Annotated in this window: 26 protein-coding genes and 3 pseudogenes; 11 read left to right on the plus strand and 18 right to left on the minus strand. The window is 47.3% G+C overall.

Annotation, left to right across the window (positions count from 1 at the left end):
• Positions 1 to 14: 14 nt before the first annotated feature.
• Genes AC1XDK_RS12425 through AC1XDK_RS12440 form a run of 4 tightly spaced genes read right to left on the minus strand, consistent with a single transcriptional unit; the run spans position 15 to position 4,204 of the window.
• Positions 15 to 1,226 (minus strand): glycosyltransferase family 4 protein, encoded by a 1,212-nt coding sequence (locus tag AC1XDK_RS12425; protein ID WP_483350208.1) that lies wholly within the window; start codon positions 1,224 to 1,226, stop codon positions 15 to 17.
• Entirely contained in the window at positions 1,223 to 2,401 is a 1,179-nt protein-coding gene (locus tag AC1XDK_RS12430) for a sulfatase-like hydrolase/transferase (RefSeq protein WP_483350209.1), read from the minus strand. Before AC1XDK_RS12430 ends, AC1XDK_RS12425 begins: the two co-directional genes overlap by 4 nt.
• 13 nt (positions 2,402 to 2,414) lie before the next feature.
• Positions 2,415 to 3,308: a hypothetical protein gene (locus AC1XDK_RS12435; RefSeq protein ID WP_483350210.1), complete on the minus strand. Its 894-nt coding sequence runs from the start codon at positions 3,306 to 3,308 to the stop codon at positions 2,415 to 2,417.
• Complete coding sequence (locus AC1XDK_RS12440; RefSeq protein WP_483350211.1) at positions 3,305 to 4,204, minus strand: hypothetical protein; 900 nt, start codon at positions 4,202 to 4,204, stop codon at positions 3,305 to 3,307. Before AC1XDK_RS12440 ends, AC1XDK_RS12435 begins: the two co-directional genes overlap by 4 nt.
• Positions 4,205 to 4,355: 151 nt before the next feature.
• Here AC1XDK_RS12440 and AC1XDK_RS12445 point away from each other — a divergent pair, with 151 nt between their 5' ends.
• The 3 genes from AC1XDK_RS12445 (at position 4,356) to AC1XDK_RS12455 (ending at position 8,885) form a co-directional block, all read left to right on the plus strand.
• On the plus strand, positions 4,356 to 5,576 hold the full coding sequence (locus AC1XDK_RS12445) for a glycosyltransferase family 10 domain-containing protein (RefSeq protein WP_483350212.1): 1,221 nt from the start codon (positions 4,356 to 4,358) through the stop codon (positions 5,574 to 5,576).
• A 401-nt stretch (positions 5,577 to 5,977) separates the two neighbouring features.
• Positions 5,978 to 6,802 (plus strand): IS5 family transposase, encoded by an 825-nt coding sequence (locus tag AC1XDK_RS12450; RefSeq protein ID WP_483350213.1) that lies wholly within the window; start codon positions 5,978 to 5,980, stop codon positions 6,800 to 6,802.
• A gap of 427 nt (positions 6,803 to 7,229) precedes the next feature.
• Positions 7,230 to 8,885 carry a hypothetical protein gene (locus AC1XDK_RS12455; protein WP_483350214.1) on the plus strand — a complete coding sequence of 552 codons (1,656 nt, stop codon included), beginning with the start codon at positions 7,230 to 7,232 and terminating at the stop codon, positions 8,883 to 8,885.
• Positions 8,886 to 9,037: 152 nt separating this feature from the next.
• Here the strand turns inward: AC1XDK_RS12455 and AC1XDK_RS12460 are convergent.
• The 4 genes and pseudogenes from AC1XDK_RS12460 to AC1XDK_RS12475 form a co-directional block, all read right to left on the minus strand.
• Positions 9,038 to 9,217: pseudogene (locus tag AC1XDK_RS12460) on the minus strand (integrase core domain-containing protein); the annotation flags it as partial.
• Between the two features lie 206 nt (positions 9,218 to 9,423).
• A complete protein-coding gene (locus tag AC1XDK_RS12465) occupies positions 9,424 to 10,626 on the minus strand; it encodes an IS4 family transposase (protein WP_483350215.1) in 1,203 nt (400 codons plus the stop codon).
• Positions 10,627 to 10,680: 54 nt separating this feature from the next.
• A pseudogene (locus tag AC1XDK_RS12470) lies at positions 10,681 to 11,248 on the minus strand (IS6 family transposase); the annotation flags it as partial.
• 337 nt (positions 11,249 to 11,585) lie between these two features.
• Positions 11,586 to 13,004 (minus strand): flippase, encoded by a 1,419-nt coding sequence (locus tag AC1XDK_RS12475; protein WP_483350216.1) that lies wholly within the window; start codon positions 13,002 to 13,004, stop codon positions 11,586 to 11,588.
• Between the two features lie 132 nt (positions 13,005 to 13,136).
• Here AC1XDK_RS12475 and AC1XDK_RS12480 point away from each other — a divergent pair, with 132 nt between their 5' ends.
• Positions 13,137 to 14,213 carry a glycosyltransferase gene (locus AC1XDK_RS12480; protein WP_483350217.1) on the plus strand — a complete coding sequence of 359 codons (1,077 nt, stop codon included), beginning with the start codon at positions 13,137 to 13,139 and terminating at the stop codon, positions 14,211 to 14,213.
• A 123-nt stretch (positions 14,214 to 14,336) separates the two neighbouring features.
• On the opposite strand, the gene AC1XDK_RS12485 is transcribed toward AC1XDK_RS12480, so the two are convergent.
• Positions 14,337 to 14,831, minus strand: coding sequence for a GDP-mannose 4,6-dehydratase (locus AC1XDK_RS12485; protein WP_483350218.1), 495 nt, complete (start codon positions 14,829 to 14,831; stop codon positions 14,337 to 14,339).
• Complete coding sequence (locus AC1XDK_RS12490) at positions 14,815 to 15,024, minus strand: NAD-dependent epimerase/dehydratase family protein (protein ID WP_483350219.1); 210 nt, start codon at positions 15,022 to 15,024, stop codon at positions 14,815 to 14,817. Before AC1XDK_RS12490 ends, AC1XDK_RS12485 begins: the two co-directional genes overlap by 17 nt.
• A gap of 23 nt (positions 15,025 to 15,047) precedes the next feature.
• Here AC1XDK_RS12490 and AC1XDK_RS12495 point away from each other — a divergent pair, with 23 nt between their 5' ends.
• A complete protein-coding gene (locus AC1XDK_RS12495; RefSeq protein ID WP_483350220.1) occupies positions 15,048 to 15,188 on the plus strand; it encodes a hypothetical protein in 141 nt (46 codons plus the stop codon).
• Positions 15,189 to 15,504: 316 nt separating this feature from the next.
• Here the strand turns inward: AC1XDK_RS12495 and AC1XDK_RS12500 are convergent, their stop codons facing one another.
• The 5 genes from AC1XDK_RS12500 to AC1XDK_RS12520 all read right to left on the minus strand — a co-directional run bounded on the left by AC1XDK_RS12500 (position 15,505) and on the right by AC1XDK_RS12520 (position 17,663).
• Positions 15,505 to 15,756, minus strand: a complete 252-nt coding sequence (locus AC1XDK_RS12500; protein WP_483350221.1) for a hypothetical protein — start codon at positions 15,754 to 15,756, stop codon at positions 15,505 to 15,507.
• 28 nt (positions 15,757 to 15,784) lie between these two features.
• Complete coding sequence (locus AC1XDK_RS12505) at positions 15,785 to 16,099, minus strand: hypothetical protein (protein ID WP_483350222.1); 315 nt, start codon at positions 16,097 to 16,099, stop codon at positions 15,785 to 15,787.
• A gap of 761 nt (positions 16,100 to 16,860) precedes the next feature.
• Positions 16,861 to 17,208: a DUF8112 family protein gene (locus AC1XDK_RS12510; RefSeq protein WP_483350223.1), complete on the minus strand. Its 348-nt coding sequence runs from the start codon at positions 17,206 to 17,208 to the stop codon at positions 16,861 to 16,863.
• A gap of 16 nt (positions 17,209 to 17,224) precedes the next feature.
• Entirely contained in the window at positions 17,225 to 17,470 is a 246-nt protein-coding gene (locus AC1XDK_RS12515; RefSeq protein ID WP_483350258.1) for a hypothetical protein, read from the minus strand.
• Complete coding sequence (locus AC1XDK_RS12520) at positions 17,427 to 17,663, minus strand: DUF8118 domain-containing protein (protein ID WP_483350224.1); 237 nt, start codon at positions 17,661 to 17,663, stop codon at positions 17,427 to 17,429. Before AC1XDK_RS12520 ends, AC1XDK_RS12515 begins: the two co-directional genes overlap by 44 nt.
• 173 nt (positions 17,664 to 17,836) lie before the next feature.
• Here AC1XDK_RS12520 and AC1XDK_RS12525 point away from each other — a divergent pair, with 173 nt between their 5' ends.
• The gene (locus AC1XDK_RS12525; RefSeq protein ID WP_483350225.1) at positions 17,837 to 18,049 is read left to right on the plus strand and encodes a winged helix-turn-helix transcriptional regulator; all 213 of its coding nucleotides are present in this window, start codon (positions 17,837 to 17,839) and stop codon (positions 18,047 to 18,049) included.
• 20 nt (positions 18,050 to 18,069) lie between these two features.
• Here AC1XDK_RS12525 and AC1XDK_RS12530 read toward each other — a convergent pair whose 3' ends face one another.
• Entirely contained in the window at positions 18,070 to 18,336 is a 267-nt protein-coding gene (locus tag AC1XDK_RS12530) for a winged-helix domain-containing protein (RefSeq protein ID WP_483350226.1), read from the minus strand.
• Positions 18,337 to 18,677: 341 nt separating this feature from the next.
• On the opposite strand from AC1XDK_RS12530, the gene AC1XDK_RS12535 reads away from it, so the two are divergent.
• From AC1XDK_RS12535 to AC1XDK_RS12545, 3 genes are all read left to right on the plus strand, one after another.
• On the plus strand, positions 18,678 to 18,908 hold the full coding sequence (locus tag AC1XDK_RS12535) for a hypothetical protein (RefSeq protein WP_483350227.1): 231 nt from the start codon (positions 18,678 to 18,680) through the stop codon (positions 18,906 to 18,908).
• 139 nt (positions 18,909 to 19,047) lie between these two features.
• Positions 19,048 to 19,380, plus strand: a complete 333-nt coding sequence (locus AC1XDK_RS12540; RefSeq protein WP_483350228.1) for a hypothetical protein — start codon at positions 19,048 to 19,050, stop codon at positions 19,378 to 19,380.
• Positions 19,381 to 19,734: 354 nt separating this feature from the next.
• Positions 19,735 to 20,634 (plus strand): DUF8008 family protein, encoded by a 900-nt coding sequence (locus AC1XDK_RS12545; RefSeq protein ID WP_483350229.1) that lies wholly within the window; start codon positions 19,735 to 19,737, stop codon positions 20,632 to 20,634.
• 1,013 nt (positions 20,635 to 21,647) lie between these two features.
• Here AC1XDK_RS12545 and AC1XDK_RS12550 read toward each other — a convergent pair.
• Complete coding sequence (locus tag AC1XDK_RS12550) at positions 21,648 to 22,175, minus strand: DUF7342 family protein (RefSeq protein ID WP_483350230.1); 528 nt, start codon at positions 22,173 to 22,175, stop codon at positions 21,648 to 21,650.
• Positions 22,176 to 23,152: 977 nt separating this feature from the next.
• Between AC1XDK_RS12550 and AC1XDK_RS12555 the strand changes: the two genes are divergently transcribed.
• The gene (locus AC1XDK_RS12555) at positions 23,153 to 24,322 is read left to right on the plus strand and encodes a thiolase C-terminal domain-containing protein (protein ID WP_483350231.1); all 1,170 of its coding nucleotides are present in this window, start codon (positions 23,153 to 23,155) and stop codon (positions 24,320 to 24,322) included.
• Positions 24,319 to 24,750: a Zn-ribbon domain-containing OB-fold protein gene (locus tag AC1XDK_RS12560; RefSeq protein ID WP_483350232.1), complete on the plus strand. Its 432-nt coding sequence runs from the start codon at positions 24,319 to 24,321 to the stop codon at positions 24,748 to 24,750. The genes AC1XDK_RS12555 and AC1XDK_RS12560 overlap by 4 nt, the downstream gene beginning before the upstream one ends.
• An 89-nt stretch (positions 24,751 to 24,839) precedes the next feature.
• Here the strand turns inward: AC1XDK_RS12560 and AC1XDK_RS12565 are convergent.
• Positions 24,840 to 24,959 (minus strand): annotated as a pseudogene (locus AC1XDK_RS12565) (transposase); the annotation flags it as partial.
• Positions 24,960 to 25,026: the final 67 nt, after the last annotated feature.

Below are 25,026 nucleotides of genomic sequence, written 5' to 3' on the forward strand. Positions count from 1 at the left end.
TTAAGTTTTGCTCGTCAAATATCTTCTGATTTCGTCAATAGATTTTCGTATTGATGGGCGGTTTGTTTAGCAACGCTATCCCAAGAATACTTTCGTTCTACACGTTTTTGTGCAGCTTCGCCCATCTTATTTCGGAGGATATCATCGTCCAATAATTCGCTTATTGCACATGCGAGAGCTTCTGGATTTTTTGGTTCAACTAAATAGCCTGTTTCGTCTGTAATCTGCTCTGGGATACCACCGACGTTTGTTGATATAACCGGTGTTTTTGATGCCATTGCTTCCAAAGTAACCAAAGGAAAAACATCAGATCGCGTCGGAAAAACAAATATGTCAGATTCTCTATATAAGCTGTTCAATAAAGGTTTGTCTACATATCCTAAATACTGTATGTGATCTCCATAGGACTCCAGTGCAGTAACATATTTTTGATCTTGAGGTGGACCTACAATAATAAGTGTGAACGGTTGATCGAGTCTTTCTACTGCATTTAGAAGATCATCTATTCCTTTTCCTCGGGTAAGTTTACCTACAAAAAGCAATAAAGGAGTAAATGAATTGATCTCTGCTACTTGTGTCTCATTCACATTCATCTCCGAATTTTCCTCCTGAATACGAACTCCGTTTGGTACGACACTAATAGATTGGTTAGGGAATCGCTTCTGCAAAAGGGTAGCATCTGACCGAGATAGTGCAAAAAGATGTATTGCATTTTTAAGAACGCCAAAATACAATCTCATATATATTTTCTCAAATAGTAATTTATTTAGTGATGACATTTCCATTGTCTCTTTAAGATCTGAAATTTTGCTAATTCCATGAGTAGTTACACAGTAAGGTAAATCTGCACGAAGGCAGGTAGCTGCAACACTAATCATTCCAGCTAGAGGTACGGGATTATGAATATGAACAATATCATAATCAGATAAATTCCTTTTCGTATCCATTCGAGTCCAAATAAGTGTGTTCGAATAATTCTTTGGCGAATTTATTAATCTCTTGAATACATTTCGTACCTTTGTTTTTGATGGGATTTGGGAAAATTCACTAGACAACTCCAGTTCGGTAACTAGCTCTTCGTCGTAGTTTCCTTGCATTTTAACGGTATCTACTGAAACATACTTCCTAAGATGGTCACCTAGTTGAAGCCCAGCTCGAACTGCTCCTTCTCGGTTATTAGGCGTGGATATGACCACATTCAAGACAGAAAATCTCGGATATGTCATAAGTATCCAAGTTCTTCTAATCGATCTTTTGTGTCCGGATCTAACTCCTCAGTTGCTTCTAGTACTCCTGTTTCTTCGATTTCTGACATGTGGGAAATAGCTTTCTTCTTTGAAAAATTAGGCTCTCCGTATTTTTCGTGGCCTGGTAAAAATTTCTTGACCGATTCTTTAAACGACTTGCTAGCAATTATTTGTCTACCTTTGTGACTTTTTAAGAGTATTCCTAAGTAGATAGCAAACGAATCAATGTACGAACTTTCTACGAAGGCATGGCCACCGGAATTATCCCAACAACTATGGACAGTACGATTGAATCCCTTTAAATGACTGTTACCATAAAATACCATCTCAAAGTAGTTATATCCAAGTTCATTACCAGATATTGAATGTAGGGGTTTACCCTCTATTTCGTTCTTCTTGTACTCCGTCCCCATTGCATTCATTATTGTCGGATAAAGGTCGACGTGACGTATGGGTTTTTCTACTCCTGGATAAATGTCCGGGTGAACAAAGGTAGTGGGTACATATACTAATTCAGGGCAAGCAACATGGTTATGACCAAGTAATCCGTATTCTCCGAGAAGTTCACCATGATCACTTGTGTAGATACACAAAGTTTCATTTTCAATTCCTCTTTTTTCAATACTTTTTAGTATATCTCGAAATCTCGAGATAGAGTCCTGTACCCCTACTCTATAGTCATGAGTAATTGTCTCTTGATCACCTGCGACTCGACGTAAATATTCTTTTGCATTTTCGTCAACTTGCTCATACGTTTCAGGATCATATCCATTGTATGGAGCATGACCACCAGGATCACGACAAATCCAGATGAAAGGTTCCTCTACCTCATCGATTGGACTTTTCCTCTCGTGGCCGAAAATTCTATGAATATCTTCATGCATTGTACCAGTTTTTGAGGACAAGTAGCAGTTCCGATCCGTAATATCCAAAAGACATGGTATTTTTTGGGAGAGTTTATTATGGAACCCTTTAATCCCAGTATTCGGCACAGAGCGACCCGTGAGCATGGTTCCAAAGGAAGCTGGAGTATGGAGAGAGCCTGCAATTGTGCGGTGGGTTTGACCAAATTGACGGAGCTGGTCCACTGCAGAATCAAATCGTACTGCATCTCCAACAAAGAGGACGATGTTTTTGATATTAAGGTCCTTCATTCTTGTATGATTTCTAGATGTATCCAAGTTGCCGAAGTCTTTCTTCGGTTTCTTCACTCGGTTCGTAATTATTTGATTTCTGTCTACCTTTATAAATACTGCGTCTCTTTATTGAGGAAATCTCTAACCAAGGGACGGTGGTGAGTTTCTTCACATAGGTGAACTCTGGATGGCCCCATTCAACTATAGGAAGTGGATAAACTCGTTCTCCAAACAAATTCCCATGGTCAGAAGTCACTACTTTTTTCCCTTGTGTTTCCGATAATATTTGTTCAACGGATGGTAGAACCGCTTCGAGGTTTTGTTCATACGCAGCTTTCAAGACCTTTTTATCGATCTTAATTTCTCCTGTTCTGACCTTACCCCAGAAGTCAATTCCTTCCTTTTGTGGGTCTGGAATATAATTTGACATGTCTATCATGTCAGTGATGAAAGGGTAGTGGGGTTGAAGGAAATGGATTATGATCCGTTTATTCGGGTGATCTTTAGCAGCTGCAATACCTTTCTCTGCCATGGTTTCCGGAAGTACCGTATTGTAATTTTCATCCCAACCGTCCTCCTTCCAAACATCAATGACTTTGTGAAACCTAATGTTCATTTTCTCTGGATGCCTTCGGTGCATAGGGTTAGCAGTGACATACACGGTATCAGTGAGTTCCCTTTCATGAAAATTACCAAGAAGAAATTCACGGGTCATCGCTCCACGTGACTCTACACAATCATATTTTCCATTAATAGAAGATAATTTTTCAAAAGTATCTGCCCTACATCCATCTAATAGTAATAATATATCCCAATCTCTTTCCATCACGCAAATTCCTGATTGATTAAATTGTCTGGAAAATATTCTACTATGGTATGCTTGATTGGCTAACCGAATAGCTTGACTTGCTTTTTTGAAGCTCATAATTTATATCCTAGTTTTTCTAATCGATCATTGACTTTACTCATGTCGTTATTTTTGAGTGTTTCAGGGGATTCAGACGTGATAGACTTTCGTGAGTTAGATTTAAAAACTATCCAAGGAACCTCAACTAATGGTTTAGTGTATGTTACTGGCGGATGTCCAAAATCGCGAAACGGAATTGGTAATGATCGTTCACCTAGCATTTCTCCATGGTCTGCTGTAATTACGGATTTACCTTCTAGATCATCTATTAATTTAACTGCTTCCTTTAAGACCAGCTCTAGATTTTCACGGTAGGCAGCTTCCACAATCTCTTTAGAAACGTTTGCCTTTGTAACTGCTTCTAAGAGATTAACACCAGGGTCAAAGTTTGATTGACCGATTTCCCCCAAAAACGGATAGTGTGGTTGAATATAGTGGATAATAAGACGTTTGTTTGGATAATCCTTTTGTGCTTCTCGAGCATATTTCGAGACCGTTGACGGCGGTTCAATACCTGTTCTTTCGTCCTGGCAGTCATAATTCTCCAAATTGATGAATTTGTGTAGCTCCGACTCAATTTTGTCGCTTAGCTTAGGAAACCAAGCATTTGCTGATACATAGACTGTATCATGGAGTTTTTTTCCTTTGAAATTATTGGTTATAAACTGCCAGGTAGTTGAAGCACTTGATTCTACCTTTTGATATTCACCGTCCATTTCGAATTTTCTTATATAATCGGCTCTACATGCATCAAGAATAATGAGATTATCCCAGTCTTTGGCAAATATATCTATTCCTGAAGGATTTTTATCACCTATAGTAGCACTATAGAAAAGACGGTTGACGTTCCTTAACCCACTTTTCATTGCGAAAATAGGGTTATTTATGGCTTTAGTTATCTTGTTACCGTTCATTTTCAGTATCTTCGTCGATAGGGATGTTAACTTGGATTCTCTAATATACTTTTCGCTTTTCTAAATACTTAATTTCAGCAAATCACTATTGAACCGGTTGCTTACAAAAACAAAAGCTATATTGCTTTCCTATGAGGTAGTGCAAAACGACATGGACATCGCTTTCATTCCATATTCAAGTAAACTTCTTAAAAATAAAATCTTTAATTCAGATGAGTATGACTTAGGTAATTCTTATGGCCCAGACCGCCCAGCTTTTTTTACCTTATGCCAAGAACTCAAGAGTCGAGGGCATCATGTTGGAACAGTAGATGAAATTCCTCCTGAGGAAGCTGACGTGTGTGTAATGATCGATATTAATTTTTATTATTTGAATAGGATATATCAAGCTGAGAATAATCCAAGATTAATATATTTGATGCGGGAACCACCAACATTTGTGCCCTTTAACACATTACCGAGGATAAGACGGTACCTCGATATTTTTGATCATATTCTCACGTGGAACCCGAACATTGCCTCATACCATCATAAATGTAGTGAGTATCGACTTCCATATTGTTATCCAGAAACTCAGATTAGTGATAAACCATACGAAGACAGAAAACTGTTGTGTAATATCTCTGGACGAAAATATTCCCAACATCCAAACGAGCTATATTCTTCAAGAGAAGATTTGATAAGCTATTTTGATGCAAAGAATCCAGAAGACTTTTCACATTATGGAGTTGGCTGGGACTCTACTCCTGGAATATCGCAACCATTAAGTTACGGGCAATTTCGGCCAACAACTTACAGTACTTATAAGGGAAAGGTAAATACCAAGAAGAAACCATATCATACCCATCGTTTTGCTTTGAGCTTTGAAAATGTAACAGGAATTAATGGATACGTTTCTGAAAAAATATTTGACTGTCTTCGATATGGTATTGTCCCAATTTATTGGGGATCTAATGACATATCGAATTATGTACCAGAGTCTGCATTTATTCATTATCCAGATTTGGGTTCGCCGGAAGAATTACACACATATCTTAGAAATGTTTCTGATGAAGAATATACTCAATATATTAAATCAGCTAAGAAGTTTCTACAAGAATATGGAGAAGATTTTGGACCCAAAAAGTTCGGCCAACGATTAGCTGATCTAATTCTTGAATCCCCTAAAGAATCATCTCAATCCATTCCAGAATATCTTACGGAGGAAGTAACAACCATGGCAAAACTAGATTATCTCCGTTATCATCATTCAAATCTTACTACTATGGATCAAATTTTCAAAACGATTCAACTATTCCGAGAATCTCCAAGAATGACGATAGATAATCCTGAGTTGTTTTATTATATACTCAATAAATTTGGCTATTATTGACTTGATTTCCTCAGTCATGCCTTCTATGATAAAATATTTGATGATTGTTCGGACACATAACTATATACAACATAATTTTAATCGTCTGCTATGGAAAGACGGCCAAGCAAGAACGCTAGGACAAGTGGAGCCATGTTTTTCACACGGCATGACGGCAAAAATTGATAACCTCAGTTGGACCGTCAAATTTCTCGTCTAAATCAACTATTCCTACTAGTAAGGATGGTTGTGGCCGAACACGAGTTGGCGGGTCAGAAGGATGCCGTGACATACCATTTATTGACACACCACGAGCCGCTCGATACCATCAGGTAAAATTCTTCGGCTCTGGTGAATCACTAGACGGCGTCGGATTCGTCCGTTACTTCGAAGGAGTTGAAGCGGGAAATCGCCGATGCTCTATGTCGAAAATCTCCCGCTTCACGAGCAAAGTGGTTCGGTTGGCTAAAAATGTTGTTGGTGAACGAGGCGAAGTCGCCGCCCCCGAAGGGGGTGGCGGCTTCGCCGACTACGCTCTCGTCTCGCTGCACTGTCTGCGGGTTTACCTCGATGAATCGTACCGTAACGCACTCGATTTGCTGAGCGAAATGCCGCATATTCTTGGGGAGATCGGCCTCGAAGAGGGCGATCTCCCTGACCACTCGACGTTAGTCAAGGCGTTTGATAGATTCGAGATGAAAGTCTGGCGAGTGCTGCTCCGACTCTCGTCGGAGCTGCACGACCTTTCGGGTCACGCCGCCATCGACGCCACGTTTTTCGACCGTGAAAACGCCAGCAAGCACTACTGTCGACGGACGAATTATCGCGTTCAAACACTGAAAGCGACCGCTCTCGTCGACACAGAGACGCAGGCTGTCCTTGACGTTCATTGCACGACTGAGAAACTGCATGACACACAGCTCGGCTGGCAGGTCGCCTGCCGCAACGCAGGCGACCTGCGCAGCCTCGCCGCTGACAAAGGCTACGATTGGATGGAATTACGCGAAAAACTTCGAGAAGAGGACGTGAGACCGCTGATTAAACATCGAATCTTCCGGCCCATCGACCACGCGCATAACGCGCGGGTCGATGGGCCTCGCTACCGTCAAAGATCGATGTGTGAGACCGTCTTCTCGGCGATCAAGCGCACGCACGGCGACGCCGTGCGTGCGCGAACCTGGTACCGAGAATTTCGTGAACTCGTCGTGAAATGTGTCGTTTATAACATCAAGCGTGCCGCAACATAGCCAAATCAACCGCTGTATGGCGATTCACCAGAGCCAATTCTTCCAATATCGGGGCAAGCTATTGGCTCTCCGATCAAATATTACGACTATCCCAACACAGAACTCGGTAGTGCGACCACTGTCCGATGAGCTGAAACGCTTGTTACAAAATGAGTGCCGTTATCCGCATTGAGAGTCGTGGCTATGTCCCGACCTGAGGCGTGGCCTCTGACAATAATTGTTCAAGGAAATCATTAATATAAGACGACGAGCTGCGTGAGGGGTGCCAATTTTGTGTGTATTATTGAATCTATTTCCAGTAGAACTGTTCACTCAATAACTTTCTCATTGAATTCGGACTTCAAAAGCAATTAGTCAAGGTGCTTTGTTAGGTACTGAATATTGATAATGCAGCAGTTATTTAGTAGATTAGCTTAAACGGGTTGCTGTGTCACGAATTCCCCATGAAGAAACCACATTCATTTTCCTTGGGATCGCCATCTGCTTATTCATATACCGTCTCCCCGATGAATATGTTAGTTTGAGTTTGATTTTTATATGGATGGTGGTTCTATTATTAATCGGCTTGTTGGCAGTGTGGAGAGACAGTCTAAACATTTTTGCTGCTATCTCATTTCAAGGGACAATCGCAGCAATGTATATAGTTGACCCGTATCGATTGTATGGATGGGATTCTCCGTTTGGGCTAGCCGAGGTTAATAACGTCCTTGCTGGAAATCCTGTCGACACCATACCTGGTTTCCACTACGCAATAGCAATAATATCGATTTTAATAGGGGTTTCCCCAGAAGTTGTCCTCAAGTATGTTCCTTTTATTACGGTTGTTACAACAACGACTCTGGTAATTCTAGCGGTCCGTTCTTGGTATGGAAGCCGTTGGGGTGCGACTGCTGGTGTACTTTTAGCAAGTGCATGGTTCTTTACAGAGTTCCATTCGTGGAGTGTGAAGGAGACATATGCCCTACCGCCATTAGTCGTCTGTTTTTATATTTTAATTCGTAGTCATCGTGGCAAAAAGCAACGTTTTTGGACTCCCATCTTTCTTATCGTTTGCGCTGCAATAATTATCACTCATCATTTGGTAACAACTTTGCTTATGCTTGCAATGTTTGCTTATATTGTCCGTCATCCAATGTCAAAATACCTGACTGTGTTAGGACTGCAAACAAATGATGTCTCATCTACAAAACTCCCTGTGAAATCAGTTTTTTCTCTAATTATTATTTATTGGACCTACCTCTACAAAGCAGCAATTCTCGCGATATTTCAGCCATTAATAAGATCCATGACAGGATCATTTGCCGGGAGAAATAGTGTTAGTGGACTGTCTCATGTGTTTGTTTATAATTCGTGGTATAGTCATTTACAACTAGCATGGCGCGGTGGTTGGTATCAGGCACCAATTCACGCGGCAAGAACAGGTATCATTATTATCTTAGCTGTCCTAATAGTAGGTTCGATCCTTAAAGAGCGGATTAGCAGCCCTGTAAATATTCCTTGGCCGATGTATATTTTTGGATTCATTTTAGTTTTTTGGGCAGCTGCTTATCCATTGACGTTAGCAAGTCCTATTATTGGCGGGCCGAGATTGATCGGACTTGGGTTCCTTATTTCAATGCCTGTCGCAACCTTTTGTATCCAACGCTGGTCTCATCCACGACTCGCATACGTTATGGTGTCGATTATCGTTCTTATTTCAGTAGTCACACTTCCGTCACACCTCATCAGTAATACTATATCTCCCGATCGAGAAGCGGGGCAACTTGGGAATGACTTTAAATCTACAGATTACGCATCACTGCAATGGCACAAGAACTATGGCAATGCTCCGATTTCCGCGGACACAAAACACATACGTTTTTTTAAAGGATATGAGGAGGAAACCCTTGACTCCTATTATCTGCAATGGGTATTTGGGACTAATCGGCCAGTTAATGAAACATACTGGTATGACACACCGTCATCTCGAGAGCTTTTAATCCTCTGGAATGGTCGGACTCGTTCCCCACCTAATTGGCCGACTCGTACTGATGTTCAGAAAATATATACAACAGGTGGGGCACATTATTATTTGAAAGGATAGAATAGTCATCAATGACTTCATAACAGCACTCTACACCCATCTCCCATGGTTATTTAGCTATCGAATCTATAGTTATATTTGTAATCTGCCTATTTTATATAATGAGTAAGATTAATAATTTCGCTTTTTTAAAAGAGAAGTTCGGGCACTGTCTAGTTAAGCTCCTCTTCGACAGGTGTTCGGTTGTCGAGCGATTGATGCGGTCGCTGATGGTTATAGTAATGCACAAACTGTCCAAGCCACCGCTGGACGCTGGGCCGACTGCCCACCCACGACGTATGGAAGCGGTCGATGCGTTGTTTGAGCGTGTGAAACCACTTTTCGATCTGTCCCGTTTCGACGTGATAAGGCTACCGAGCAAGCAAGACGCCGAAAAACTGTTGACTAGAATTCTGAGCCAGTGACTACAGTCTGACCGCCGAGAGGACAATCTCAAACTGTCCTCAGTTCCATATTTCTCCGTCGTTCGAGGCTGAGACGGCAGAGTAGAGAGAGCCGCCGCTGTAAGCGGCGACGATCTCACAGGCGTGAGGCGAACTCATCCGTACGAGCGCAATGACTGGTTCCACCGTGTTCGGATCATGCAGATCGCTTCCGGCACGCCACCCCGTAGCGGGTGGCAGTGCCGGAACCACTCGATCAGCACGTAGCCAATTAACGTACAGAACAGCTCGAACAACACGCCGTTCACTGATTGTGAGTGAAAGTTCTCGATGTTCGTATACTGCTTCAACTCCCGGAACAGAATCTCGATGAGTGTCCGAAGCGTGTAGATGTTCATCACGTCCACAGGATCGTATTCCTTCGGAGATAGCGTCGTGAGATACGCTATCTCCTCTCCGTCCACGTCCTCAAACACGATCCGCCGAAACGTTTCGCCAGTCTCGGCGAGTTCAATCAGGTCGTCGCGTACGTGTCGCGTCCCTGCTTCGTCAGTGATGTCGATGTCCTGGATTCGTTCCAGGACATCGACCCGAGAATCTGACTGCAATAAACACACAAAATCCTCTTCACGCTCTTTCAGCGTACAGAAGCGGTCATAGTCGAGATAGCCACGATCGAACACGCGAATTGGCGAGTCGAGGTCTGCAAAGACCTCGACATCGCCCTGGAGATGGTCGAACTGAGTTGGTTCGCGTGTTTCGCCTGCTGTGACGGACACGCCAAGCAGCCTCTTGGCGTGTCCGTCCACACGTGCAGCGAGGTTGAATTTGAGGCCACGGTTGCCTGGCTCAATCTCATCAATGACTTCACCGTCATGGAGCTCACTCGGAACAGCGACCGACCTTGTGAGTGCAAGATTTGTTCCGTCGAGAGCAACAACTGCTCGATCGAGCCATTCGAACCGTTTGCGCTGAACACTGCGTTGGTGATACAGCTGGGGCGAATAGAGTAGCTCGAAGAAGAGACGAACGACCGCGCGGTAGTCGCGGTCGTTCGTTCGCCGGGAAAAGGTCGATGCAGCCATTTCCTCGAGCTGGTCATGCGTGGCTGTCTTCTCGGCAAGTTCAGTGAGCGAGTCAGACGGATTGATTCCCTCGAAGACGCCGACCTTGAGATGGTTCTCAAAATCGTGCTTGTTCGTGTAGGTGCCGATATCGAACTGCTCGGCGATGAACTCGCTGTCGACTACGTCGAGCAGCGAGTAAAATTCGTTTGCAGTCGTAGCTGACTGGCGACTCGCTCCGCTGAGATTTTGATCAGAAGGACGCTGTGTCAGGGTATGAACCGTTTCGGTCATCAGGCCGAACATGACGGCCTAACATCGGATTTAAATACTCGAAACGGGACAGTTTTCGATCAGGTTTCGCTCGGAGTAGTCAAGCTGACCGCTCAACCCAATTCGAAAGAGGGCAGTCCGATAACCGTAGCCATCAACGAGAAACACAGCCTCTGAGAGATCGTGTTTCTCGGTCAACTGGCCGAGAAACGCAGCCGCTTGATCAGTGCCATGCCGATCAAAAACTTCGATACCGAGCAGCACCTTTGTTTCGGTATCTATTGCAGCGTACACCCAAGACCATTCGCCGTTAATTTTGACAGCGGTTTCGTCCACCGCGACTCGCGTCGGCGTAGCCGACAGCGGGTCGGACACGCTGTCAGATATCCGATGAACCCAGTGAAAGATCGCTTGATGCGACCGTTTCACGCCGAGGAGCGCGAGAATTGCTTTTGTTTCTCTGAGTGAACAACCGGTCGCGTGGAGCCGGACGGCGAACGCCCTAACGGGCGTCACCAGAAATCAAAGATTTCTGGTTGGCGAACGAGAGCTTCGCTCTCGTCAACGTCGCCGTCCGCTCACGCTCCCAACATTCAAGATTCGTGGTCTCTAACGTCTCGCTGAGCAGTTCTTGGTTGAGCAAAGCACTAAATCAACGAACTGCTCGCTTCTCAAACTAGCTTAACTAGACAGTGCCGAAGGTCGAATCGTACCGATTTTAGTTTAAATTTATCCGTATATAAAGAATAATATGTTAGGTGGAATACAAGTACAAAGTTTGCGAACTGTATTTACCTACTGGGTAATATGGCCCCATTTAGATTGCACGGAGTAAAATCAAACACTCAATAAAAATAACTATACAACCAATTTATATCATTAATGTAGTTTATTTTCCATCCTTTGATTAGAGTAGAATTCCTCATCAGCTGTCTTTACGTTATCCAAACTCGTTTTATTGACTTGCGATGTATGCCAGGTTAACCAATTAAATATGATACTGTTATTTGCCGAAATTGTTCCCGAAGGGGTTTCCAAAGTATTAGAACTCCCAGATATGATCCTGTTCCTATAGAAACTAGTAAGAATAAAGAAATCACGCTACCATCGAATAATAAATCTTTTAATATTATTAAACATATGCACATAGCGACCGAAGACAATAAGTACCAACCAATATGCTTCCATGAAATTTTCATTTCAATTAAATCCCTCAATAGATAGGATATAATGATGGTATTTATCGCATGAGAGATAGTTGTCGCTAGCGCAGCTCCAAGAATTCCAATCTTTGGAATTAAAATTATATTCAGAACAACATTAGTAATGACTGATATTATGGTCGCTTTTGCAACTAAATTGGGCTTATTAAGGCCGTGAAGCGACTGACCAACAATCCCATGAAACGCATGAATTACTTTTTCACTCATCAACACAATTAATGCTAAGGATGCTATCTTGGCTTCTGACGTAAAGAGAAGGGAAAGTACTTCTTTAGAAAATAGAATTATGCCAAATAAAGATGGGATCGATATGATTAATACTGCACTGACTGCTAATGGAAACAAATCTTCGATTTTTCTCACATTATTCTCAGCACTCCAGGCACTAATTTGGGGAAAAATGACACGACTTACTGACTTGCTCATTATAAGAGATAGAGCACTAACACGCCATGCTAGTTCATAAGCACCAATGCTAACATCGGACAGAAACCATCCCATGACAAGAACATCTACCCAATTATAACTTTGGCCGCCAAGTGAAGAAATAAACATAAATTTGGAGAAGGCCAATAGGGAGTATGCCTTATTTTTTGAAAATTCACCAAGTTCTGTAGATATCCTTCTACTAGCCCACATAAGACTGACGAAATGACCAAAAATATATGAATAAATCAAACTCTTTATACCCCCTCCAAGGAAAATCAAAACGGCACCTAACAGTAGCCAAGTTGTTTGCTGAGCAATTTGAAGAATCGCTGTTTGACCGACCTTTAATTCGCCTTCTATAGCATGGATTGAGAAATTGTTGTATTGGCGTACTATTAGAGCAGGAATGAGTAGAAGGGCCACTTTACTACCAAGGTAGGAATTTAACTGAGCTTCAAAAATTAGGATCCCTCCACAAAGAAATACAATAGGCGGGAACTGAATAAGAAGACCCGTAAATAAATAATCCCCAACGTCTTTCCCTTCACTCATTCGCTTGCTTATGGATTTCCCAAGACCCATATCTGAAAAAATAGAAAGGATATGTAATGTTGCTTGGAAAATAAAAAATGAACCGAGTCCGGACACGCCGATCAGCCTTGAGAATAGTGAGATCGCGATAAACCCAATTATAGTGTCTAATATATTGACTAAAAAAATTTGGATAGTTGCTTTTGAGAGATTCATTGAGATGGTCGATTTTGAATGGGTAACCAGAGTATTAAAGAGGTACCGAAACCATTTCCTGTTTAAGGAATGTATATATTACAAATAACTCCTGGCCCTGTATACCCTCCTTGTCGTGGTGGTCAGCAGCGAATGCATGGTCTTGTCTCGTCAGCACCCCCTCAAGATACTGTATTCCGTTATGTCGAAAGTTTAGTTTCTGTTGATAAAATCAGCAATAAAAAAATCGAAGAAAGCTACTTTGAATACCGAGCGAAGAGCACATTACAGCAGGGTGCCTGCTTTCTTACGAGAAAAGTCTTGAATTCTCCGCCTATATTTTCAAATCTTGTTTATCGGGGAATATTTCCTAAAATATTAAGGAAAAAAATTGAAAAGGCAGATGTAGTCATTGTTGAGTATCCTTGGCTATTCCCAAGTATTAGCAAAATAGTCCCAGAAGGAACATTATTAGTCTATTCAAGTCATAACTATGAACCAGAACTGCATTCTCACTTAGAATCCGGCTTCAGTAAATTCAGATATGATAAAATTGAAAATCTTGAAAAATACAGCGTAGAAAATTCAGATATAACATTAGTAACCTCAAGTAGAGATATGAAAAATTACAAAAAAATTATTGATGAACGAACAGAGTTTATCATTATCCCAAATGGTACAGATATAAAAGATAGAGGGAATCATACACTCAATGTACCAATCACTAGCCCTCTAACAGCCTTATTCATTGGAGCCGATCATTACCCAAATATACAAGCTGTTGACCGAATATTAGAAATGGCACGACAGATAGATACGGTTGAATTTAATATTGTAGGAAATGTTTGTCAGAATTTTTCTGACATTCCTGAAAATGTAAAATTGGTTGGGTACGTAGATGATTTAGAAACAGTATTCAATAACTCTGATTTTGCTCTCAATCCTGTTATTTCTGGTTCAGGGTCAAACGTGAAAATGGCTGACTATATGGCTGCTGGTCTTCCAGTGATTAGTACCTCATTTGGCTCAAGAGGTCTTAATATAGAAAGCGGAATTCACTATATTGAGTCCCCAATTGATGAAATGTTAGTAACGATAGAAAATCTCGTATCAGAACAAAATTTACTAATTAAAATTGGTGAAAATGCTAGAAAATATGCCGAACAAAACCTATCTTGGCAGTCACTATCTAAGGAATTTCTCAACATTTTAAAACAAAGAGAAAGATAGTAAGTTTTATATGGAATTTTAATTATTAAATTTGTATATAACATTTTCGATTTTTGTCAGAATGGTCGAATATTATATTAAATCTATAGTATTAAATGTGAAGGGCACACCTGACAATTCTACCTATTTGTTCTGTCCATACACTCGCTTGATACCCTCCTCAAACGAAATCTCCTGTTTCCATCCAGTTGCCTCATATATGGCTGTCGTATCGGACATCATATCGTGAACGTAGACGTCATCTGGAATCGGGTTCTCGACGTACTCTGGTTCGATATTCGTCCCCAACTTGGCATTCAACATCTCCACGACTGTATTGAAGTCGTATCCCTCGCCCGTCCCCAGATTGTAAATGCCCGTCAATTGATGTTCAGCAGCGAGTTCCAACCCATGTACGATTTCATTGACGTGCGTAAAATCGCGGGATAGGGTCCCATCACCGTAGATGACCGTTACTTCTCCTTCGTCGATGTCGTCTTCGAACTGGACGATGACGTTGGTAAATTCCCCCTTGTGCTCTTCGGCACCGCCGTAGCCCTGATACACGAGAAAAAGCGCATCCCTGCCATATTCATGTTGTAGTGGTTTTGGAAGTATTCGGCTAACGCTCTCCCACAAGCATGGACGCTTCGTACCCAGTGTTGACCGTTACGTCCATGTACTCAGGGGATGGCTCGGTTCGATTCCCGTGGCTAGACGAGGTGGAGGCGTAGATGACGGTGTCACAGCCATCGTCTCGTGCCTGCTCGACCATATTGACGAACCCTTCGACGTTTACACGAGCACCCCTCGTTGGGTCCTCCTCGTGCATCTTGTACAACGAGAGGGAGGAAGGTGGAACACGACGCCCACGTCGTTCGGCAGATCGTCTTCCAGTACACCCCGTTCATAGAACTCAGCCGCATCGTCGAGATTGTCGGATATGCTCAGATAGCCGTCATCAACGACGACGACATCGTTCGGTTGTGCAAATAAGTTCGCGAGGTCCGAGCCGTTGAAACCGGCTCCGTCCGTCACGAGTATGCGTTTGTTTTCCACATTCAGACAGTCAGAAATGCTATACTAAAATGATGTGATAATCCAGTTTGATGAGATTATTGAATGGTAATTCGAGTATCGAGATGCTCGAGCGAATGGAGTGTCTCTCGCCAATTCCACGACCCCGGTCATTTAACAGTGTAACCAAAATGCAGTTGCCGAATAAGAGGCATCCGTATATCGCTAACCAATAAAGATCAGTAGCTCTCATTCGCGGATTAGGAAGCGATTCACAAATGATCATCGCAGTACCCTATTCAGACTCCGACTGACGCATATGATTATTGAATCGCTTGAAGTACTGTGGCTTGGCATCTTTGACCCACTCTGGGTCAAACGTAGCTTCGATCTGCTTTACGCGGCCATCACGGCCGCGCGAGTCAATCCATGTCTCGGCGAGCCCCATTGTCTCTAGATCGGTCACGATATCGCTCATAGCATGCACACTAATGGAATGATCCTCCGGAAACGAGATTTTATTGTGGGACTCTTCGACCTGCGTCATCGTAACTGGTGGTACGTCATCAGCGCAATCAAGACAAGAAAATGCTGGAGAGGCAACTACGTGATCCGCTCAAGCATGACTGTTTTGTTTGTTCGAGGTTTTCCTCGATACACTTACGGGTGATGGTGTCAAGTTCCCGTTTGTTCGCCATCTCGCCCGCATGCCGGAAGAGAATCAATGTCTTCCGTGCATCGCCACACCGCGTCGCTGCTTGTCGGAGGCCATGGTTATACACGTCATCCGACAATGCATCTTCACGCAATTCACGTTCAAGACGCGGAATCATCAGTTCATCCAACTGTGACCGCGTGTATCGCGGGAAGAATATTTGTTTTTCGCTCATCGCGCTCTGAACGCGACTATTAAGGCGGAGATCAACTTCCAGCAGCTCGTTATTAAGGAGAAATGTCGATAGCGAAATATCGTGTTTGAGTCGTCCTTCACCGCGCAACAAGCGATAAAAGAAGTCGTTTGGACCGTAATTCGAGCCCTTGGGGACCTGGTCAATCTCGTCCAGGAGGAGGATAGTGTACTCTGGATAGTCTTTGCCTCCCAGAGACTCGCAAAGACGCCGTCCAGTCCTTCGTAGGTCTTCTTCTGTTCGCCCGTTACCTCTAGGAGAATCTCGTTTGCTGCACTAAATAACGTTCGACACCCTTTGAGATTGAAGTACTCGACAGCAATCTGTTTGTTTTGCTCGGCGAATTCATTACATACCTGTCGTGTCATCGTCGTTTTCCCAGTACTGGTGGACTATAGGTCGACACTGTCGTCGGCAGATACCCGTCGTGGACCCCGTTGTGGATCGTCGCGAGTTGTCATTCTTGTTCGTCGCGGGCGATGATTTTGTCCGGTTTCGCCAGTGGATCGAATGCGCCTCGGCGAAGACGCTGTCAGTCGATGGTATCATCGAAGAGATCGTCGTATTTGCTCATAGAATATGGACCGATCGGTTGTTCGTTCACTTGTTCAGGGGTTTCCGTAGATACTCAGAGTTCCAGTGGAACTACGAGTGTGTATATGTCTATGTATTATAATGGAACTACCTGAATGCGTTGTCACCCCCTCGAGAAAATACAGTAGATCTGTACGACTCAGTCTATCTCAGACCTGCTTTTCTGCCTCAACAACCTCCACACTGGTCAAACAAAGCAGCGAAATTTGTTCTGCAGCGAGTGATAGTACGCCCAACCACGCATAAGCGGTGACCTCTGTCTGGGCGTCGCCCAGGTACTTGCTTGGCTTTGGTTCGCAATTATTTGCACAATACACATTCGTGACAACCCATTCACTGCCACCACTCGATTGGGAGGCATAGACTGTAACTGGATGACCGTCACGAAGTTTTCGTTGGCATCCTCTGTTCATACACTGAACCTCCCCTGGTTCACCGAGTCGATATCCCTCGAGTACCTGCGAAACCCGTGCCTCTGTGATGTATTCGTCTGGCATACATTGAGGAGAGAGATTATTGCCGGACGCGAACGGGTGTATCCGTTCGAATCCATGCCTTGTCAGTAGCAGTCAGTATGAACTCGTCACCGCTCACATGGGCTATTATCTGTTCTTCGGTGAGCACTGAGTGGTCACCGAGCCAGAGACGCTCTGCCTCGCCTGGAGTAAGTCCGGCAGCGATACAGGCACATCGAAACGCCGTGTAACTCGTTTTTTCATGGGCCAGACGTTCGAGATCCTGGCGAGTGGGCTGACGCATTGTAGTTCGCCTCCGCGCCGCACCGTGAGCACTTGTCCCGGATACAATTCCCCGCAACTTCGTAGCCACATACCTCACAGCGGTAGTACTTGTGATCCCGGTTGCCGTACTTATCGTATCCGATGTGCGGGCCGGTGATGGTTTCACGCGGTTCGTCGGAATGCTTTTCACTAGCGCCTCTCGTAGTTTGCATTGGTCTTCTGACCTCATTACAGGAAGACCGGCTCCGGGTATCCTTACCACCCGGACGTTCTTCACGTCCCAAGGGAACCGTTCTTCCTCACTCTGTCCTACGTGGGACACTCTCTTAGTTCTTGTCCTTCGAGGGACAATCTATATATGGGATCAAGTTTAGAATTTCATAGTATGCCCGCTGACAATGACGAGACTATCGATCGAATACTCTGTGCCTTTTCAAGATCTGATGATCCGGTTTTGACTGCAAGTGAAATCGCAAATCAAATTGGTATTTCTCGACGTACAGCACTTAGGAAACTCAATCGACTTGAAGAGGAGGAAAAAATCAAACGAAAAGAAGTCGGAGGAAGAGCTGTCGTTTGGTGGAGTACTTTGGAATAGATCTGGATTCAAGAATTTAGTCAGATTTCATCATCTATCTCCAGCTCATCTGCGCTTAAATCACCGGAGAGATATCGCTGACCCTTCTCAGTGAGATTATAGTATCCACCTTTCCGTTCGAGTTTGTCGACGAGATTTACGTCCTCGAGATAACCAAGCCGGCGCTTCACTGTCGAATATGAAATATCGTATCCCTCCCGGTTCAGATTGATATGGAGTCCTGTAGGTGAGAGTGCCACCTGCTTCTCATGCAGGAATTCAAGAATCGTATCGTCATTCCCTGTCATCCATGAGACTCGTGGCCGCATTTCGTCTGCAACTCGTGCATCATAGGTATAACCACACCGATAGTATCAAATACGAGCCGATAAAGTTCTTTCTATGGCACTATATGGTGGCATAAGCTTAAGTGACTACGTTCCATTCCTTAGATCAGGAAGTTAATCGCGGACTATCCGCTCGTGATCAAGTTCCGTAGAAGGCGGATCGGTGTTAGAGCCACCGAGATCCGCGATTGCTTCTATCACTCTGACAGAAGCATGTTCACCTACACGCACACGGGACAAAAATGTCCCGTCCGGCTACCGCACCGTACACAAATCAACTCCCCCATGGGTGGTGAGACGCCATGAGTGACTCGCACCCCACACCACGTCCGGACTGCTGGGTCACAACACACACGCCAGACACTACGTGGCGAACCACACCGCTCAGCGACGGCCTGCTTGCGTTCTATGAACCGTGCAAAATCTGTTTTCCTGATGGTATGATCAATGTCGAGACCGTCGTTCGAAGCGGCTGTCACGGCAACGTCCTCCACCGCAGTGCGCCAGCGAACCCAGAGGTGACCGACCGATGAGCCAGTTGGTGCGGGTCACTACAGATGATCACCCACGCTTCTCGTCCAATACCACCCAACCCTCTCACACCTTCACCCCTGCCGAAGCACACGACCAACTCCGTCCACCCTGCCAGCACATCACTCAGGAAGACGGCCAATGATCGACCACCAGTTAGTCCTTGCATTCGACTGCGGGGACCCGATCCAGATCCACACTGAAACGTGCACGCTCACAGGCGTCGTCTACCAGTGTTCACATCACGACCCGGTTCTCACCTGCCGTGGTCCCGAACCCGGCGAGCACGTCCTGTCGGTCCTCACACCAACCAACGACCGCTACAGAGTACAGTATTGCTACTATGATGAGTACGACCATACCGAAACAAACCTCGATTGGTACGGTCGGACACCAACTGGACGATACGCTTGGCTTCGGACGAACGCCCACGTCGAGAATCTCGACAACCCAGCGGACGGTGAGCAGACATGAGGACCGAGACACTACCCACGGGAGATCCAGAGCACACAGAGCCATGCACGTACCGCTCACCCAGTGACGACATTCACGTTCACACATATCTCCCATCGACGCGCCTTGTCGAGACGGCTCCACATCATTCACCTTCGCTCGTACTCCTGGCACCACTGATCACCACGACACAGCACGCCACGTTCCACTGCACCACCACGCCCAAGTCCAACTCCGATTCGCCAATGACCGTCATTGAGGATATTCACACGACTCACGAGAACCCAGATTGTATCGACACTCCCACCACTAGCACCCATTGTCCACCCCTCCTGACACCCGAACACACCGCAGGTCCAGTGGGGGTGTATGCCGATGTGTGATACCAGTACGTCCGCTGTCGGCACGACAGACGAACAGTCTGTCAACAACCTTGTCGAACAGATCGAGATGCTTGCCGATCGCATTAACGACCTCGAAGCAGAAGTCGCCGAAAAAGACGAGCGAATCGCTGACCTCCGTATGACTGCTGAGCAAAACACCACCCGAATCGAGGAGCTTGCACACCGCATCGACGAGCTAGAAACGACGACGACCGAAGCAAACGCCCATCGCAAGGCAATCATCCGCAAAACAGAGGCCAGTGACGAACGCATCGATGAACTGCAAGCCCGCGAGTTCGAGAAAGGTGCTCACCTACTCGCGCAAAACGTTGACGCTGACCGGATCTTCGTCGACGGCAATAAACTCGAACGTATCACGAAAGACGATGGGCAGACTTACTTCCGATTGCCCGGTGAAGCGGATGTCCTCGGTCGCGGTGGTGCAGTGGCCCATTCGACGGCAGATCTCCTGCCGATCCAGCGATTTGCCCGCTATGATGACGACATGCTCGCCTCCGTCACGAATCGTAAACCCGACGAACTGGCAGGCAAGGCGTGGCGCGAACGTGACGATGCAAGTCGCTATTCGTTGTGGTCGAAGGGCAGTGGCGAGATTCGGACCTATCTCGATGCCTCAGATCTCGCCGAGTGGATTCGACTGAAAGAGTCCGGCGTGAGCAAGAAATATTCACAGGAACTCGCTCGTCGAACCATGGACGCAATGTGCGAGCTCTCAAAGCATCGGCTTGGGATGACCAAACGCCAGCGCTCCAAGGATGGATTGCAGTATCGAGAGACGCGCCTTGTCTTGAAATCGGACGTCGAGCTTCCCGGTGAGGTCTCGAACAACACGAACGACAGCCCGGCCACAGACACGGTTGCCGGAGAGTAGCGTGGCCAGGATGAAATCGCACCCGAGTGGGTAACAACACTCCCACGACCACTCACACGAACGCGGTTATGGACGTCCCGAATTGACACAGTTCGGGACTGACGCCGGACGGCTACTCGTGAGTATGACAGTTGTATCGGCGTCTATCGGCTCAAAGCCAGCGGGTGGGGGAGAGCGGGTACCGGCCACCGCGTTTGTGGTCAGAAGCGATTCGACCACTTTGAGAAGTCCATCGTCCGTTCGCTATCAATGTGGATGAAATCCCTGTGTTTGTGGCGAAGCGAGCACGCTATCGGCAGTGAGATAACGCAGTATGCACACTCCTAAACGGGCTGAGCGGCCAGCGTCCCGACGGAAATATGCGCTCGTATTCATGTCACCGTTGGCATAGGATTGGACCTCGATGTACGCCTCTCTCACATATTCCTCTGGGTAGTGTTCGTCGTAAGCTACCCACGACTAAAGTCGTGGGCTTTCCCCCGAAGGTTTCGGCACACGACTCGGTCACTCGTGAGCGGGCTTCACGCCGCCGGTTCTGCCGGACGGAATTGTGTTATTCCGGCCGGCGTACTCTCGCGGGGGGTTTATCCGCAAGGACCGCTGGCGACTCACACCGCTTTAATTCCTCGTGGTCTCGCGCTCTATCCCAACAGTGGGAACGGAGAGGCTGAAGGCGTCACGTTCGCGGTCACAGTTCCGAGGTTCAGGGCCTGCCTACGGAGGCCCCTACCAAGCGTCCGTTTTGGCCGCTTAGCAGTATTGTACAAAACGCCCCGAGAGAGCCTAAGACTTTCGGTGAGGACGAAAGAAACCAAAGACGGTCGATTCCTCCCACGACTCAAGTCGTGGGTTTCCTCGCTCTGCATTATTATGAAGCGAGATGACGATCGAATCCGGCCGATTCGATGGAAAGACGGAAATCGTCTCGATCCACTCCTCTGATCCGAGAACCGATGCGATTTCCCGCAACAAAGCACGATTTGGTGTCCGCTTTCGCTTCCCGTTGACCACACTCAGACGACCCCTTCACCAACCGTGCTATCACGGTTGACACGGCGGAGATCGTGGATCTCCTGTCTGACTGCCTCCCAATTGGTAATGTCTAACCAGACCTGTTCTGGATCCCCGTACTCTGCGTAGTCTAAAGGATCGATGTCATTGGGGTTCTCCACATCATAGGTCTCCTTGTACGCTTCATTCTCGGCGAGCAATGCTCCAAGCCGGGATTTGTATTCCTGTTCGCTCAACTCTGCTAAGCGATTCAGCCGTCGCCATTCGAAGTACGCTTCGTTCCGTTTGTACGTCGCCGGGTTTTCTGTCACGCAGGTCAAGAGACCAATGTCGGCGAGTCGTTTGAGATGCCGACGAGCAGCATTCGCAGAGCAATCCGCGCGGTCAGAAACCTCGGTAACACGGGTTGGGTCGGTGAGTTCGAGGGCGGTTCTGTAGACTCGCTCGTCCGCTGGGGAGTCCTCTAGTCGGTCGGCGAAATCGGTAGCAAAATCTGTTTTAGGTGGCCCCCGTTCGCTTGTATCGCTCATGCGAAGAAATACGAGCTAGAACGCAATATATCTATTGACTACGGATATTAGCGACTATCTGCTGTCACAAAACTGCTTGAGTAGACAACTTCAGTTGATTCAAGTTCGTCGATGACAAGTGCCGTCGTTACGACGTCAGATTCAGTTAGGACGTCGTCGAGGACACCACCAACCGCGAGAGAAATAAACGCGCTTGTATCGATAACCAGCATCTACAAATCTGCAAGTTTGTCGGCGAGGTCGTCTCCCAGATAATACGGAGGTTCGGCGAACCTCCAAGTTCACCCCACCACCCACCGCACAGATATAATTTCCACTGCTACATAGGGCGAACGCAACGGACGACTATTGCTGAGTGCGGTTGTTTCTGCGGTGTTTCTGCGAGAGGACGGGGGAGTGGCGCGTCACTCTCTCGTTATTTTACCGTTGTAATCCACGAGAATAGATTGGTAACCGCGAACTGTAATATTCCAACTCGGCGAAATCTTCGCGTTTGAGCGGGGGGATGTCAATTAGTGATTGTTGTCGATGGTCCCATCCACTTCCGTTTCTGGTATTGCATGAATCGAAGACTCCCCGCTCATCTCTCGGTTTTTTTTTGGGTAACGAGTTGTTCGGCTCGGCTGGGTGATAACCCATGCAAAACGATTTCGATGTCCTCTCGTTTTGTGGCAACCACCACTGCATATTGTTTTGACTCTTGGTGCATATCCCTCTCATTTCCCCGTTGTTTGTGCAATGATGTCATGAGTTTTGCTAACTATGACCGTGTTAGCCCTTCGACACAACTAGCACTTCTATCGTGAGGATTAAAAAGATTATTATAATTTCAACGTCTTCATTGAGAATATTAGATGAGAGGATGATAATTGTGGAGATGAGATCTCAACTTACTTATTCTACGATAACACCAGATAGCTCTGCCAGTGTGAGAATGCGAATAGCTAACTATTCACAGTGAGACCGGGTAGGTACGCATGCCAGAGCCAGTCATCGCGTCGGTCGGCGCCTCGCCGATCGGCCGCACGGACCTCCCGGGCCGCGACCTGTTCTCGGTTGCCCTCGCGGAGGCGTTCGACGAACTGCCCGACCCTGCCGACCTCGTCGAGGCGGTGTATGTCGGCAACCAGTCGGAGAGCTACGAACACCAGATCATGTATGGGACACTTTTGGCCGAGTGGGCCGGACTCCGTCACGTCCCCGCCGAACGAGTCGAGGGGTGTGCCGCCGCAGGCGCGCTCGCATTGCGCCACGCGGTCAAGGACGTCCGCAACGGAGAACACGAGGCCGTGCTCGCGTGCGGCGTCGAGAAGATGACTTCCGCGGGCACCAGTGGTGCGACTGACGCGCTGTCGGCGGCGTTTGACCGTGCCATCGAGCAGCGCTCCGGCATTACCGCGCCCAGCCAGTACGCACTGCTCGCCAAGCGCTACCTCCACGAGACGGACGCTACGGAACGCGACCTTGCCGAGATCGCAGTGAAGAACCACGCCAACGCCGCTCGCAACCCCCGGGCGCAGTTTCCGAAGGAGATCGACGTGGCGACGGTCCTGGAGTCTGACCCCATCGCCCCGCCGCTGAAGCTCTACGACTGTGCGCCGGTCGGGGACGGCGCCGCGGCCGTCCTCGTGACGACCGCCGAGTTGGCGGCCGAACTCGACCGCCCGCAGGTGCGTGTCGCGGGCAGCGGGGCCTCCGCGAACAACATCGCGGTCGCCGAGCGAGACATGACCGACATCGCCGGCGCTCGCATCGCCGCTGAGACCGCCTATGAGGAAGCGGGCATCGACGCCGCGGCCGTCGATATTGCGGAGGTCCACGACGCCTTCACTGTCTGCGAGGCCCTGCTCGCGGAGGCCGTCGGCTTCGCCCCCGCGGGAACGGGCTATCAGAGCTACCAGGCGCCAGCGGAGCGGACTGACGGCTGGACGGACGTGCAGTTGAGTCCGAGCGGCGGACTGAAGGCCCGCGGCCACCCCATCGGCGCGACCGGGCTCTTGCAGGCGCTCGAAGCCTACGAACAGCTCACGGGGGCCGCAGGCGACCGCGCGGTCGAGGGGGCCGAGACGGCCTTGTTGCTCAACGAAGGGGGCGTCGCGGACGCCGTCACCGTTGGCCACGTACTCACAACGGGGGTGGCACCATGACTGACGGTGACCTCGATGCGACCGACCCGCGGACACTTCCGGGCTTCTTCGACGCCCTCGCGGACGGCGAACTCATGGGTGGGATCTGTTCGGACTGTGAACAGGTGCTGTTGCCGCCGCGGCCGGCCTGCTACGCCTGCGGCAGTCGCGCCGTCGACGTCGAACCGCAGTCGCGCGAGGGCCGGGTCTTCTCGTACACGGAGGTCCACACGCCGCCGCCAGCGTTCGCGGCGGACGCGCCCTACACGGTCGCCGTCGTGGAGCTTGCGGACGGTGGCCGCCTCCTTGGGCGCGTGGCCGCCGACTACGCCGACGTCGCCATCGGTGACTCGGTCGAACTTACGGTGCGCGAGTCGACGGCCGCAGAGCGGGAGGTCGCGCTCGACTACGAAACCGATTGGCCGGTCCACGTCTTCGAGCCGCGGTGAGTCAGGCCCGGCTCCATGGTGGATTTCGGTGGCTAACCAGTTGACATCCTCCCCACCCTAAAGGGTGAGGATACCCCCGAGTTGGGATATTAGGGTTCGCGGTTACCAACCTGTTCTCGCGGGGCGAACCGACCCTCGCTGCAATCGAACAAGCGCACCGCTGGCTGTGCCAACCAGCCGTTAGCCCTATCGCCTCCATCACAATGAAGAGGTGCTATCAACGATGTCCACTCTCTCCACCATAGATTTTCTCACATACTTATAACTTAAAGATAG

The sequence above is a fragment of the Haladaptatus sp. HS23 genome (assembly GCF_056892285.1).